At 63.8% G+C, this 12,983-nt stretch carries 13 protein-coding genes; 7 read left to right on the forward strand and 6 right to left on the reverse strand.

Features of this window, described 5'->3' with window-relative positions; translation table 11 throughout:
• Positions 1-4: 4 nt before the first annotated feature.
• The gene (gene bamC, locus HX881_RS32365) at positions 5-1,117 is read right to left on the reverse strand and encodes an outer membrane protein assembly factor BamC (RefSeq protein WP_017124581.1); all 1,113 of its coding nucleotides are present in this window, start codon (positions 1,115-1,117) and stop codon (positions 5-7) included.
• A 17-nt stretch (positions 1,118-1,134) separates the two neighbouring features.
• The gene (gene dapA, locus HX881_RS32370) at positions 1,135-2,013 is read right to left on the reverse strand and encodes a 4-hydroxy-tetrahydrodipicolinate synthase (RefSeq protein WP_017124582.1); all 879 of its coding nucleotides are present in this window, start codon (positions 2,011-2,013) and stop codon (positions 1,135-1,137) included.
• Between the two features lie 327 nt (positions 2,014-2,340).
• Here dapA and HX881_RS32375 point away from each other — a divergent pair, with 327 nt between their 5' ends.
• Both HX881_RS32375 and HX881_RS32380 read left to right on the forward strand, forming a co-directional pair.
• On the forward strand, positions 2,341-2,901 hold the full coding sequence (locus HX881_RS32375; protein ID WP_017124583.1) for a glycine cleavage system transcriptional repressor: 561 nt from the start codon (positions 2,341-2,343) through the stop codon (positions 2,899-2,901).
• Between the two features lie 9 nt (positions 2,902-2,910).
• Complete coding sequence (locus HX881_RS32380; protein WP_177088628.1) at positions 2,911-3,384, forward strand: peroxiredoxin; 474 nt, start codon at positions 2,911-2,913, stop codon at positions 3,382-3,384.
• A gap of 174 nt (positions 3,385-3,558) precedes the next feature.
• Here HX881_RS32380 and HX881_RS32385 read toward each other — a convergent pair whose 3' ends face one another.
• Positions 3,559-4,629, reverse strand: a complete 1,071-nt coding sequence (locus tag HX881_RS32385) for an AI-2E family transporter (protein WP_017124585.1) — start codon at positions 4,627-4,629, stop codon at positions 3,559-3,561.
• Positions 4,630-4,672: 43 nt separating this feature from the next.
• Entirely contained in the window at positions 4,673-4,912 is a 240-nt protein-coding gene (locus HX881_RS32390) for a sulfurtransferase TusA family protein (protein ID WP_177088630.1), read from the reverse strand.
• Positions 4,913-5,040: 128 nt separating this feature from the next.
• Between HX881_RS32390 and HX881_RS32395 the strand changes: the two genes are divergently transcribed.
• On the forward strand, positions 5,041-6,474 hold the full coding sequence (locus HX881_RS32395; RefSeq protein ID WP_017124587.1) for a M48 family metalloprotease: 1,434 nt from the start codon (positions 5,041-5,043) through the stop codon (positions 6,472-6,474).
• 75 nt (positions 6,475-6,549) lie between these two features.
• On the opposite strand, the gene nadA is transcribed toward HX881_RS32395, so the two are convergent.
• Positions 6,550-7,608 carry a quinolinate synthase NadA gene (gene nadA, locus HX881_RS32400; RefSeq protein ID WP_017124588.1) on the reverse strand — a complete coding sequence of 353 codons (1,059 nt, stop codon included), beginning with the start codon at positions 7,606-7,608 and terminating at the stop codon, positions 6,550-6,552.
• Positions 7,609-7,856: 248 nt separating this feature from the next.
• Here nadA and coaA point away from each other — a divergent pair, with 248 nt between their 5' ends.
• A complete protein-coding gene (gene coaA / locus HX881_RS32405) occupies positions 7,857-8,783 on the forward strand; it encodes a type I pantothenate kinase (protein WP_017124589.1) in 927 nt (308 codons plus the stop codon).
• A 58-nt stretch (positions 8,784-8,841) separates the two neighbouring features.
• Here coaA and HX881_RS32410 read toward each other — a convergent pair whose 3' ends face one another.
• Positions 8,842-9,384, reverse strand: a complete 543-nt coding sequence (locus HX881_RS32410) for a hypothetical protein (protein ID WP_177088632.1) — start codon at positions 9,382-9,384, stop codon at positions 8,842-8,844.
• Between the two features lie 248 nt (positions 9,385-9,632).
• On the opposite strand from HX881_RS32410, the gene gspE reads away from it, so the two are divergent.
• From gspE to gspG, 3 genes are read left to right on the forward strand one after another with little or no spacing between them, the layout of a single operon-like run.
• Positions 9,633-11,336 (forward strand): type II secretion system ATPase GspE, encoded by a 1,704-nt coding sequence (gene gspE / locus HX881_RS32415; protein ID WP_177088634.1) that lies wholly within the window; start codon positions 9,633-9,635, stop codon positions 11,334-11,336.
• A gap of 2 nt (positions 11,337-11,338) precedes the next feature.
• Positions 11,339-12,547, forward strand: a complete 1,209-nt coding sequence (gene gspF / locus HX881_RS32420) for a type II secretion system inner membrane protein GspF (RefSeq protein ID WP_177088636.1) — start codon at positions 11,339-11,341, stop codon at positions 12,545-12,547.
• A 12-nt stretch (positions 12,548-12,559) separates the two neighbouring features.
• A complete protein-coding gene (gspG, locus tag HX881_RS32425) occupies positions 12,560-12,982 on the forward strand; it encodes a type II secretion system major pseudopilin GspG (RefSeq protein ID WP_017124592.1) in 423 nt (140 codons plus the stop codon).
• Position 12,983: the final 1 nt, after the last annotated feature.

A 12,983-nucleotide genomic window follows, 5' to 3' on the forward strand; every position in this document is an offset into this window, starting at 1 on the left:
GCAATCAGCCCAGGTTGTCTTGAATCACGCCCAACACCTTGCGCGCGACATCGGCCGGCGCCACGGTGTTGATGTCCTTCTCGACAGTCACCTGCACGTTGTCGCCGACCTTGCTCAGGCGAACCTGGTAACGCTCGGCACGGGCTTCGATTTCTTCCTTGGCCGGCTTGCTGCCGAAGAGTTTGCCGAAGAAGCCAGGCTCTTCGTTTTTCTTCTCGGCTTTTTCCGCCAGGTTGATGTAGTACAGGCCCAGGCTGCGGTTGATGTCTTCAACGCGCCATTCGCCCTGCTCCAGCGCGCGGCCGACGCTCGACCAGGCACGGTCGAGGTCTTCGCCGACGTTGAGCACCGGGTTGCCGCTGCCGTCCTGGCTCAGGCTGACACGGCTCGGGGTGTCGAAATCGCGGGCTGCCAGCAGGGACACCGAACCGCCCTTCTCGGCGCTGCGGCTCATGCTGGACAGCATTTCGTCGATCAGGATCGAGTCGCGACCGATATTGACCGAACGCGCGGTGAAGTCGACGTTCGCGGTGCTGCCAGCCGGACGCTCGGCGCTGACGACGTAGATTTCGCTGCTGTTGCGCTGCACGCCCGGCTCGATACGAACCCGCACGCGCGCTTCGGTATCGGCGGAGTTGCCGGTGCCCAGGCGCTTGGCCATGTTCGCGGAGAGCTCGCTGGCAGGCTGCCAGGCCGTGGTGAATTCACCGGTCTGCGGACGCTGGGAGTCGATACGGAAGCCGTTGTCCTGGAAGAACTGCATGGCCACCGGCCAGACCTCGGCCGGGGCGTGCTGGCCCATGATCCAGCTCGAGTCGCCGCTTTTCTGCAAGGTGTAGTCGCTGGCACTGGCCGCGGCCTGCAACGGCTGCGGACGCGGGACTTCGTACTCGCCCTTGACGGTTTCGGTGGCGACGTTGCGTGGAATCGGCAGCAGCGGGTCAAGGCGTTTGCTGGTGGTGACATCCGGCGGCAACTGCATGGCTGGCGTCTGTTGCGCCTCCAGGTAATCGCTGCCGCGGTCGCGGAAGTAACCTTCCGGGCCCCAGATCCAGCCACAACCGCTGGTGCTGGAGATAATCAAGGCAAGTGCGGAAAGTCCGGCCAATCGCTTCATGCGGTGTATTTCCTCAATTAAACCAGGACGCCGGACTGGCGCATGGCCTGCCGCAGCGGTTCGTGACTCGGGGTGCTGAGCCAGGTGAGCGGCAGACGGATACCGTCCGGCATCAGGCCCATCTCATGCAGCGCCCATTTCACGGGGATAGGGTTGGATTCGATGAACAGGGTCTTGTTCAGCGGCATCAGTTTCTGGTGGATCGCCCGGGCGGTGACGGCATCGCCACGCATCGCGGCGGCACACAGCTCGCTCATGTCACGCGGGGCGACGTTGGCGGTCACCGAGATGTTGCCCTTGCCGCCGAGCAGGATCAGCTCGACCGCGGTGGCGTCATCGCCGGAATAGACCAGGAAGTCGCTGCTCACGCCGGCCAGGATCGCCTTGGCACGGTCCAGGTCGCCGGTGGCTTCCTTGATCCCGATGATGTTCGGCACGGTCGACAGGCGGATCACGGTCTCGGCCTGCATGTCGCAAGCGGTACGGCCCGGCACGTTGTAGAGGATCTGCGGGATATCGACGGCTTCGGCGATGGTGCGGAAATGCTGGTACAGGCCTTCCTGGGTCGGCTTGTTGTAGTACGGGGTCACCAGCAGGCAGGCGTCGGCGCCGGCGGTTTTCGCGTTGGTGGTCAGTTCGATCGCTTCACGCGTCGAGTTGGCGCCCGTGCCGGCGATCACCGGGATGCGCCCGGCCACCTGGTCGACCACGCGACGAATCACTTCGATGTGTTCGTGTACGTCAAGGGTAGCCGACTCACCTGTGGTGCCGACCGCGACAATGGCGTTGGTGCCGTTTTGCAGGTGGAAGTCCACCAGTTTGCTCAGGCTGTCCCAGTCAAGACGACCCTGTGCATCCATGGGTGTGACCAGTGCCACCATACTGCCCGCAATCATGCAACCGCTCCTGCCGGAAAAAGAGAGCGGTAATGGTACTGGCGCCATCAGCCTTGTACAAGCGAAGTACTCGCCATGAGCATTCCCCTTGGCGCTGCTTTTCGCTACCCTTCAGACTTTGATCGGTACTGAGTCAGTCACGTGCCGGGTTCCAGCCTCCCTTTTCGCTGCCCGAAACCCGATCCAGCCTTGCCATTGCCCGCTCTCGCCCGTGCCTGAGCCCGGCGCAAGCGTTCGATCCGCGGCTAGGTCAATGATCGGCGAACACCAGAACCCGACCCGCGACGCCCCTGTCGTACCGACCGCTCATCGCTTTAGGAATGCTGCATGTCCACCCCCACAGTCCGCGAACAATTCCTTGTCATCAGTGCCCTCGGCGCCAACCCCATGGAGCTGACCAACGTCCTGTGCCGCGCCAGCCATGAAAATCGCTGCGCCGTCGTGACCTCACGCCTGACCCGCCACGGCGAGTACAGTGCGCTGGTCCTGCAGATTTCCGGCAGCTGGGATGCCCTGGCCCGCCTCGAAGCCGGCCTGCCGAACCTGGCGAAGAAGCATGCCTTCATCGTCAGCGTGGTCCGCAGCGGCGCCCTGGAAAGCCGTCCCCAGGCACTGCCGTACGTCGCCTATGTCAGTTCGGCCTACCGCTCGGACATCATCAACGAGCTGTGCCAGTTCTTCATCGACCACAACGTCGAGCTGGAGAACCTCACCTGCGATACCTACCTGGCACCGCAGACCGGCGGCACCATGCTCAATGCCACCTTTACCGTGACCCTGCCGGCCGGCGTGCAGATCAGTTGGTTGCGCGACCAGTTCCTGGATTTCGCCGACGCGATGAACCTCGACGCGCTGATCGAACCGTGGCGCCCACAAAACCCCATGTAAGGAGCCAGCATGGCCGTTGTCATCAATGAAGCCGTAACCGATTTCCAGGCCCCGGCCACCAACGGGCAGACCGTCAGCCTCGCCGATCTCAAGGGCAAGCAGGTGGTGATCTACTTCTATCCGAAGGACAGCACCCCCGGCTGCACCACCGAAGGCCAGGGCTTTCGTGACCAGTACGCCGCGTTCCAGGCCGCCAACACCGAGATCTTCGGTATTTCGCGCGACAGCCTGAAGTCCCACGAGAACTTCAAGGGCAAGCAGGAGTTTCCGTTCGAGCTGATCAGCGACAAGGACGAAGCCATCTGCCAGCTGTTCGACGTGATCAAGCTGAAGAAGCTGTACGGCAAGGAATACCTGGGCGTCGACCGCAGCACGTTCCTGATCGATGCCAAAGGCGTGTTGCGCCAGGAATGGCGCGGCGTGAAGGTGCCGGGCCATGTGGATGCGGTGCTGGCCGCGGCACAGGCGCTGAACAAGGCCTGAAGTACGCCCTACCCTTTAGGAGTCGGGCGTGTGTGGGAGCAGGCTTGTGTGGGAGCGGGCTTGCCCGCGAAGAGGCCCCTGAGACCGCTGAAGAGCTTCGCGGGCAAGCCCGCTCCCACAAAGGGGCTTTCCAGCAGGCTCAGTGCCCACGGCCCTCCCCCTGAAAACGCCGCCCTACAGCAGCGGCGCCACCATCGGTTCCTTGCGCGGCCAGGCATCGAGCACCGCCTTGAACAGGGTCGCCAGGGGGATCGCGAAGAACACGCCCCAGAAGCCCCACAACCCGCCAAACAGCAGGACTGCGCAGATAATCGCCACCGGGTGCAGGTTCACCGCCTCGGAGAACAGCAGCGGCACCAGCACGTTGCCATCCAGGGTCTGGATGATCCCGTAGACCGCCATCAGGTAGATGAACTGGTCGCTCCAGCCCCACTGGAACAGCGCGATCAGCATCACCGGCACCGTCACCACCACCGCGCCGACATAGGGCACGACCACCGACAGGCCCACCAGCAAGGCCAGCAGGGCGGCGTAGTTGAGTCCCAGGGCGACAAAGGCGACATAGGTCACCCCGCCACAGATGATGATCTCGATCACCTTGCCGCGGATGTAGTTGGCGATCTGCCGGTTCATTTCCTCCGCCACCCGGGTGATCAGCGCCCGCTCCCGGGGCAGGTAGCCACGGACCCAGTCGCGGATAGTCGCCCGGTCCTTGAGGAAGAAGAACACCAGGATCGGCACCAGCACCAGGTAGATCATGATATTGACCAGCAACGGCAGGCTGGACAGGGAAAACGTCAGCGCCCACTGGCCAAACTTGCCGATTTCCCCGCGCGCCACTTCGATCGCCTGCAGCACCTGCTCGTCGGACACCAGGTGCGGATAGCGCTCGGGCAGCAACAGCAGCAACGACTGCCACTTGGCCAACATCCCCGGCAGTTCGTTGAACAGCGTGATCAACTGGTGCCAGAGCAGCGGCACCACCACCAGCATGAACAGCAGCAGGCCGCCCATGAACAGCGCGAACACCAGGCCAACCGCCGCCGCGCCCGGCAGGCGCATGCGCTCCAGGCCGAACACCAGCCCCTGCATCAGGTAGGCGAGGACCATCCCGGCCAATACCGGGGCGAGCATCTTGCCGAGGGTCAGCACGGCAGTGAACGCCAGGAACAACAGGACCGCCAATACCACCGCTTCCTCATCGGAGAAATAGCGCTGGATCCAGTCTCGTAACACCTTGAACATCAATATTCCTTAAAAAATCGACGACGACGCTGAGACCGCGCCATCAGGCCTTGCGCAGCCAGTAACGATAGACCCCGGCCTCTTCCTCTTCACGCAACAGCGCATGCCCGGCGAGTTTGGCGAAGGTGCGGAAGTCGCGCTGCGAGCCGGCGTCGGTGGCGATGACCTTGAGCACGGCGCCGCTGGCCAGGCGATTGAGCTCCAGCTTGGCCTTGAGCAACGGCAGCGGGCAATTCAGGCCACTGGCGTCCAGCTCGGCGTCATACTCTACAGCGTCGGTCATTGCTTCACTCCTGGCGGCGCGCCGGGTCGGTTGTTCGAGCCGTCTAGGATACCCCAAGCGGTGCCACCTCTGGTCGTCTGCGTGGTGTGCGGCTACAGTAAGGGCTTTGCCGAACTAGAGCCCTGTGCATGACTTTTCTGCGCCCCACCCTGTTGACGCTCGCCTGCCTGCTCGCCTCCCCCGGCTTCGCCGACGACCTGCCGTCACTCGGTGATGCCAGTTCCTCCATCGTCTCGCCCCAGCAGGAGTATCAACTGGGCCGCGCCTGGCTGAGCCTCCTGCGCAGCCAGGTCAAGCAACTGAACGACCCGCAGCTCAAGGACTACGTGGAAACCACGGTCTACAAGCTGGTGGAAACCAGCCAGGTGCAGGACCGGCGCCTGGAATTCATCCTGATCGACAGCAACCAGCTCAACGCCTTCGCCGCCCCCGGCGGGATCATCGGGATCAACGGCGGCCTGTTCCTCAATGCCCAGACCGAAGGCGAATATGCCTCGGTACTGGCCCACGAACTCGCGCACTTGTCCCAGCGCCACTTCGCCCGTGGCGTGGAAGCCCAGCAACGCATGCAACTGCCGATGATGGCGGCGCTGCTCACCGGGATCATCGTGGCCGCCGCCGGTGGTGGCGACGCGGGCATCGCGACCATTGCCGGGACCCAGGCCGCCGCCTTCCAGGAGAAACAGCGCTTCTCCCGGCAGAATGAACAGGAAGCCGACCGCATCGGCATTCTCAACCTGGAGAAGGCCGGCTACGACCCGCGCAACATGCCGACCATGTTCGAACGCCTGATGCGCATCTACCGCTTCGATGCCAAGCCGCCGGAATTCCTCCTGACCCACCCGGTCACCGAATCGCGGATCGCCGACACCCGCAACCGTGCCGAACAGGCCAAGCCCGGCGGCATCGAGGACAGCCTGCGTTATCAACTGATCCGCGCCCGCGTGATGCTCTCGTACGAGGACTCGCCGGGACTGGCGGCCAAGCGTTTCCGCGCCCAGCTGGACGAAAACCCCAAGTCCGATATTGCCCGTTACGGCCTGGCCATCGCACAGATCAAGGGCAGCCAGTTGAATGAAGCCCGGGAGAACCTCAAGCCGCTGCTGGCCAAGTCCCCCAACGAGGTCATCTACAACCTGGCGCAGATCGAGCTTGATATCAGCAGCGGCCACCTGCCCGATGCCGTGGCACGCACCGACCGCATGCTGGCGCTGTTTCCGGGCAACTACCCGCTGAGACAGGTCAAGGTCGATCTGCTGGTCAAGCAGAACAAGCCGGCCGACGCTGAGAAGATCCTGGTGGACATGCTCAAGACCCGCTCGGAGGATCCGGATATCTGGTACCAGATCGCCGAAACCCGCGGCCAGGCCGGCAATATCATCGGCCTGCACCAGGCCCGGGCCGAGTATTTCGCCCTGGTCGGCGACTTCAAGCAGGCGATCCAGCAGTTGGACTTCGCCAAGCGCCGCGCGCCGAACTTCCAGCTGGCCTCGCGCATCGATGCACGGCAGAAAGAGATGATCGACCAGGAACGCATGGTCAAGGACATGATGGGCGGTTAGCGACCCGCTCCACAGGTGACGCAGAGCGTCACGGGCCGCGTTCCCACGCAGAGCGTGGGAACGATCAGCCAGTTATCAGGCGTTGCCGCTCAGCTTCAGGCGCGCGGCCTGGGTGAAATCCAGCATGCGCTTGAGCGGACGAACCGCGCGGGGAACGATCGAAGGATCGACGAAGATCTCGTTGCTGCCCTCGCGCAGGCACTGCAAGGTGCGCTCGAGGGTGTTCATGGCCATCCACGGGCAATGCGCGCAACTGCGGCACGCCGCGCCATTGCCGGCGGTCGGCGCTTCGACAAAGACCTTGTCCGGGCACAACTGCTGCATCTTGTAGAAGATGCCGCGGTCGGTGGCGACGATAAAGGTCTTGTTCGGCAAGGTCTGCGCGGCCTTGATCAACTGGCTGGTGGAACCGACCGCATCGGCGAGGTCGATCACCGACTCGGGGGATTCGGGGTGCACCAGGATCGCCGCATCGGGATACAACGCCTTCATGTCTTCCAGCTGCTTGGACTTGAATTCCTCGTGGACGATGCAGGCACCGTCCCACAGCAGCATGTCGGCGCCGGTCTGCTTCTGGATATAGCGTCCCAGGTGCTTGTCCGGTGCCCAGATGATCTTTTCGCCGTTATCCATCAGGCTTTCGACGATTTCCAGGGCGCAGCTGGAGGTCACCACCCAGTCGGCACGCGCCTTGACCGCCGCCGAGGTGTTGGCATACACCACCACCGTGCGCTCCGGGTGCTGGTCGCAGAAGGCGGAAAACTCGTCCACCGGGCAACCCAGGTCCAGCGAGCAGGTCGCTTCCAGGGTCGGCATCAGGATGCGCTTTTCCGGGGTGAGGATCTTCGCCGTCTCGCCCATGAACCGCACGCCCGCCACCAGCACGGTCTTGGCCGGGTGGGCGGCACCGAAACGGGCCATTTCCAGGGAGTCGGACACGCAGCCACCGGTTTCTTCGGCCAGGGCCTGAATCACCGGATCACAGTAGAAGTGGGCCACCAGCACCGCGTCCTGAGCCTTGAGCTCGGCGGCGATCTCGGCACGGAGGGTCGCCTCCTGCTCGGCACTCAAGGGTTTGGGCTGCTTGGCGTCGAGATGGGCTTGAACCAGAAGGCGTTCGGAAATCTGCGTCATGTTCGCAAGACCTGCAAGCGCGTGAGCGCGAAAGTCGAGTATACCCCGGCCCCTGACTCTTTCCGAGGCAGGATATTTAGTTGTAGCGCGCGGCGACCGGGAAAGTGAATCCATCAGGCATGGAGTGCTTTTCAGCGCCGCAAGGCTACAGAATATCCAATGGATTCAAAAGATTATTCTGACCTTCGGACACGCGGGGGCAACTCGATGGATAATCCGCTCATTGACGAGACGTGGGACAGTAACCGATGACCGCTGATGACTACCTGGTAATGGACCGCACGGAGTGGGCCGGCCTGCGCGCCAACACGCCCCTGACGCTGTCGGAAGAGGACCTGTCGACCCTGCGCGGGGTGAACGAGGACATCTCCCTGGAGGACGTCGCCAACGTCTACCTGCCGCTGTCGCGGCTGATCAGCCTGCACGTCGGCGCGGCTCGCCATCTGGCCGGGATCAAGGACACCTTCCTCGGCCGGGCCAGCCCGCGGGGACCGTACATCATTGCCATCGCCGGTAGCGTCGCGGTGGGCAAGAGCACCTTTGCCCGGGTCCTGCAGGCGCTGATGGCGCGCTGGCCGGACCATCCGAACGTGGCCCTGGTGACCACCGACGGCTTTCTCTACCCCAACAGCAAGCTGGTGGCCGACGGCATCATGCACCGCAAGGGTTTTCCGGAAAGCTACGATCGCCGGCAGATGGTGAAATTCCTCGCCGACGTCAAGGCCGGCGAAGGCGAAGTCCGGGCGCCGATCTATTCCCACATCAGCTACGACATCGTGCCGGGCCAATACCAGACGGTGGATCGGCCGGACATCCTGATCTTCGAAGGGCTCAATGTCCTGCAGACGGACGGCACCGACGAGCCCAAGCCAAGCACCATCGTCTCCGACTTCTTCGACTTCTCGATCTACCTGGACGCCGACGAACAGGATATCGAGCAGTGGTACGTTGATCGTTTCCTGTTGCTGCAGAAGACCGCGTTCCGTGCGCGTGGCGCGTACTTCCGCAAGCTGGCCGACCTGACGCCGGAGGAAGCGCCGGATGCGGCGCGGCAGATCTGGCGGGATATCAACCGGGTCAATCTGCTGGAGAATATCCTGCCGACCCGCGAGCGGGCCGACCTGGTGGTGCGCAAGGGCACCCATCATTCGGTGAGCGAGATCTGGTTGCGGTGAGATATTCAAGCTGAAACGGGGAGCATGGCTCCCCGTATTACAATGTGACAGTCGAATATCAATTCACATAAAAGGCGATGGGCGCCCCAAGTTGCGTGACCGGCCTCGAACCGGGCAGAAGGCATGCCAATAGGGCGAGGCTCAGGGGAGGGGCACTCACACTGATGGACATCGTATGGCCGAGTTCGTGCGGACCGGTGAGGATCTTGAAGTTAGCCGCAAAGGGCCCCAACGGCAGCCCGAAGACCGTCTGAGGTGATACATAAGTCGCCGTTCCCGTCGTACCGTCATCCCAGTCAATCGTCATGCTGGGCGTCCCGACCAAAGTGAAGCTCGTGCATGTTGCGTTGGTGAAGCTTGTAGTTATCGCGAGGCTGGCAGGTTGAACGGTCGTCCCGACGATGGCGCAATTCCCCCCTGAATTGACATTGCCCTGCGCCAATACGGTCGGGGCCTGCGGACTCGGCGAGAGGCCAGGCGAGACTACCGCCCCCAGTGTTCCGGTACAATTCAAAATAGCCGCCGAGGCCGGTACTGCGCACAAAAGACTCAACAACAAGAAAATCGAGCCCAGTATTTTTTTAGCAATTGAGTTGAACATGATTTCGCTCCTGCGAATCGGACAGTCGATCGACATGATCGAAAGAATGGAAACAACTGCCTTTCCATCGCCTCCAAACTATCCCCGCCGCAAAAACGCTGCCTACTGTCATTTCTGACAGTTCGGACCAATGGCAATGTCGAACTGGCAACCGACCAACGGTCAGCAGAACTGTCATTTCTGACAGTAGTCGCCGCACCGCTTCAGGTTCAGGCTGTGCCAGAGGCATGGAGCCTGGAGAGAGCATCATGAACGCCCTGATGTCCCCCGACCCGGGCAGGCTGGCCATCGACTGGCTGGTCAACGAGGGTCGCCTGAAACTCACCGATGTCGACCGCGCCCAGCAGTTGCAGGACGCCAGCGCACGGCACGATTCGACCGAACTGCTGGCGCGCCTGGGCCTGGTGTCGGAGCAGGACCTTGCCCTGGCCTGGTCGACCCTGCTCGATACCCCCCTGCTGACCCTGGCGGATGCGCCCGAACTGCTGGAGGAGCCGCCCGAACTGGCGCCGCGCTTTCTCAAGGAACATTGCCTGGTGCCGCTGTCCGCCGCGGGCAGCGAGTTGCATGTACTGATCGCCAACCCGAACCAGGCCGATGCCCTGCATGCGCTGGAATATGCCTGCCAATGCCCGGTGCGCCTGTCCATCGGCCAGCGCGGCGACATCGAGCAACTGATCGAGCGTTACTACGGCCGGGGCCGCAGCGCGATGGGCACCCTGATCGAGAACCTGGAAGAAGATCCCGGCAACCAGAAAACCGATATCGAGCACCTCAAGGACCTCGCGTCCGAAGCCCCGGTGATCCGCCTGGTCAACCTGCTGCTGCAACGGGCCGTCGAACAACGGGCCTCGGACATTCATATCGAGCCGTTCGAGAACCAGCTCAACGTTCGCTACCGGGTCGACGGTGTGCTCCATCTGGCCGAGGCACCGCCCGTCAGCTCCTCGGCGGCGGTGATCTCGCGCATCAAGATCATGGCGCGACTGGATATCGCCGAGCGCCGCCTGCCCCAGGACGGCCGCATCATGCTCCGCGTGCAGGGCAAGGAACTGGACCTGCGGGTCTCCACCGTGCCCACCGGTTTCGGCGAGTCGGTGGTGATGCGCCTGCTCGACCGCCAGACCGTGACCTTCGACTTCCAGAGCCTGGGCTTCGACGGCGCACGCCTGGATGCCCTGCTGAACGTGCTCGAACGGCCCCACGGCATCCTGCTGGTCACCGGCCCCACCGGTTCGGGCAAGACCACCACCCTGTACACCGCCCTGGCCCGGCTGAACACCTCCGAGCGCAAGATCATCACCGTCGAGGACCCGGTCGAATACCAGTTGGAGGGGATCAATCAGATCCAGGTCAAGCCGGGCATCGGCCTGGATTTCGCCGGGGTGCTGCGCGCCATCGTGCGCCAGGACCCGGACGTGATCATGATCGGCGAGATGCGTGACCTGGAAACCTGCCGGATCGCCATCCAGTCCTCGCTGACCGGCCACCTGGTGCTTTCCACCCTGCACACCAACAGCGCCGCCGCCAGCATCACCCGCCTGCTGGACATGGGCGTCGAAAGCTACCTGATCGCCTCGACGGTGAACGGCATTCTCGCCCAGCGCCTGGTGCGCCGGCTGGCCCCCGAATGGCGGGAAAGCTTCGAGGCTCCGCCGGAGCTGATCGCCGAACATCAACTGGAGCGTTTTACCGACGAACGCCCGATCCGCCTCTACCGTCCCCGCGCGGATGCCCCCGGCGGCGGTTATCGCGGACGCAGCGCCCTCAGCGAGTTGCTGGTGATGAACGACACCCTGCGCTCGCTGCTCATGCGCCACGCCGACGCCGCGACCCTGGAACAGGCGGCCCGCGCCGGCGGCCTGCGAACCCTGTACGAGGATGGCCTGCGCCAGGCCCTGGCGGGTATCACCAGCCTGGAAGAAGTCCTGCGCGTCACCCATGGCGATTAAGCATGGAACACTATCGCTATCGCGCCCTTGACCCGAGCGGCAGCCCACTCGACGGTGCACTCGACGCCGAGGATCACGACGAGGCCGCCAGTCAGCTGCAGGAACGCGGCCTGCTGGTCCTGCAACTCGAACCGGCGTCGAGCGGCAGCGTGGCCGCGGGGTCCTGGTTCAATCGTCCCCCCCTGGCGGGTGACGAACTGGAGCGTTTCACCCAGCAACTCGCCACGCTCCTCGACGCCGGCCAGCCGCTGGAGCGGGCCCTCGAGACCCTGGTCCGTCAGCCGGGCAAACCCCAGGCACGCCGCCTGCTCGAACGGATCCGCGACCGGGTCAAGGGCGGCCAGCCGCTGTCGGCGGCCATGGCCGTCGAAGGCCCGTCCTTTTCGCCGCTGTACCTCAGCCTGGTACGTGCCGGGGAAGCCGGCGGGGCACTGGGCGATACCCTCGGGCAACTGGCGGCCTACCTGGAACGGACCCAGAAAGTCCGTGGCGAAGTGATCAACGCGCTGATCTATCCGGCCTTCCTGCTGGTCGGCGTGCTGGGTTCGCTGGTCCTGCTGCTGGCCTATGTGGTGCCGCAGTTCGTACCGATCTTCAGCGGCCTGGGCGTGCCCGTCCCGCTGATCACCGAGGCGATCCTCGCCCTCGGCCAGTTCCTCGGCGACTACATCCTCTATCTGCTCGGGGCCATGGCCCTGCTGTTCGCCTGGCTGGGGCGACACCTGCGCACAGCCCGAGGGCGCCTGCGGCGGGACCGCCTGATGCTCCGCGCGCGGGTCGTCGGGCCGTTGCTGCTGCGCCTGGAAACCGCGCGACTGGCGCACACCCTGGGCACGCTGTTGAGCCAGGGTGTCGCCCTGATCAGCGCGTTCGATATCGCCCGCCAGGTCTGCCGCAACCAGGTACTGCGCGATGCGGTGGAACAGACCATCGTCAAGGTCAAGGACGGTAGCCGGTTGTCGGTCGCCATGGAGGCGACCGCGACCTTCCCGGAACTGGCGATCCAGATGATCCAGGTCGGCGAGGAATCGGGACAGCTGGACCGGATGCTGCTCAAGGTCGCGAGCATCTTCGACGCCGAGGCCAAGCGCCATATCGATCGCCTGCTCGCCGCCCTGGTGCCCACCCTGACGCTGGTGATGGCAGCGCTGGTGGGCGTGATCATGCTGGCCATCATGCTGCCGTTGATGAGCCTGACCAATAACCTCTGAGGGACGTCCACCATGGGTCGCGATCGTTCGCTGCGTCACCGCCACCAAGGCTTCACCCTGCTGGAAATGCTCGCGGTGATCGTGCTGCTGGGCGTGATCGCAACCATCGTCGTGCGCCAGGTCGGCGCCAATGTCGACAAGGGCAAGTACGGCGCGGGCAAGGCCCAACTGGCCAGCCTGTCGATGAAGATCGAAGGTTATGCCCTGGATGTCGGCACCCCGCCCAGGGACCTCCTCGACCTGACGAGCGCGCCGGCCAACGTCCGCAACTGGAACGGCCCCTACGCCAAACCCAGCGACCTGCTGGACCCCTATGGCCACTCGTTCGGCTATCGCGCGCCTGGTGCCCATGGCCCCTTCGACCTGGTCTTCTTCGGCAAGGACGGGCAGCCCGGCGGCGACGGCTACAACGCCGACCAGGGTAACTGGGAATAGC

The organism is Pseudomonas gingeri, assembly GCF_013386115.1.
Lineage (GTDB): Bacteria > Pseudomonadota > Gammaproteobacteria > Pseudomonadales > Pseudomonadaceae > Aquipseudomonas > Aquipseudomonas gingeri.

What these genes read in the sequence shown, in the direction of transcription:
- HX881_RS32395 (WP_017124587.1), top strand. Translation starts at nt 5,041, where the DNA reads ATGACTTTTCTGCGCCCCACCCTGTTGACGCTCGCCTGCCTGCTCGCC.
- HX881_RS32385 (WP_017124585.1), bottom strand. Translation starts at nt 4,629, where the DNA reads ATGTTCAAGGTGTTACGAGACTGGATCCAGCGCTATTTCTCCGATGAG.
- coaA (WP_017124589.1), top strand. Translation starts at nt 7,857, where the DNA reads ATGACCGCTGATGACTACCTGGTAATGGACCGCACGGAGTGGGCCGGC.
- HX881_RS32380 (WP_177088628.1), top strand. Translation starts at nt 2,911, where the DNA reads ATGGCCGTTGTCATCAATGAAGCCGTAACCGATTTCCAGGCCCCGGCC.
- gspE (WP_177088634.1), top strand. Translation starts at nt 9,633, where the DNA reads ATGAACGCCCTGATGTCCCCCGACCCGGGCAGGCTGGCCATCGACTGG.
- HX881_RS32375 (WP_017124583.1), top strand. Translation starts at nt 2,341, where the DNA reads ATGTCCACCCCCACAGTCCGCGAACAATTCCTTGTCATCAGTGCCCTC.
- nadA (WP_017124588.1), bottom strand. Translation starts at nt 7,608, where the DNA reads ATGACGCAGATTTCCGAACGCCTTCTGGTTCAAGCCCATCTCGACGCC.
- bamC (WP_017124581.1), bottom strand. Translation starts at nt 1,117, where the DNA reads ATGAAGCGATTGGCCGGACTTTCCGCACTTGCCTTGATTATCTCCAGC.
- HX881_RS32410 (WP_177088632.1), bottom strand. Translation starts at nt 9,384, where the DNA reads ATGTTCAACTCAATTGCTAAAAAAATACTGGGCTCGATTTTCTTGTTG.
- gspF (WP_177088636.1), top strand. Translation starts at nt 11,339, where the DNA reads ATGGAACACTATCGCTATCGCGCCCTTGACCCGAGCGGCAGCCCACTC.
- dapA (WP_017124582.1), bottom strand. Translation starts at nt 2,013, where the DNA reads ATGATTGCGGGCAGTATGGTGGCACTGGTCACACCCATGGATGCACAG.
- gspG (WP_017124592.1), top strand. Translation starts at nt 12,560, where the DNA reads ATGGGTCGCGATCGTTCGCTGCGTCACCGCCACCAAGGCTTCACCCTG.
- HX881_RS32390 (WP_177088630.1), bottom strand. Translation starts at nt 4,912, where the DNA reads ATGACCGACGCTGTAGAGTATGACGCCGAGCTGGACGCCAGTGGCCTG.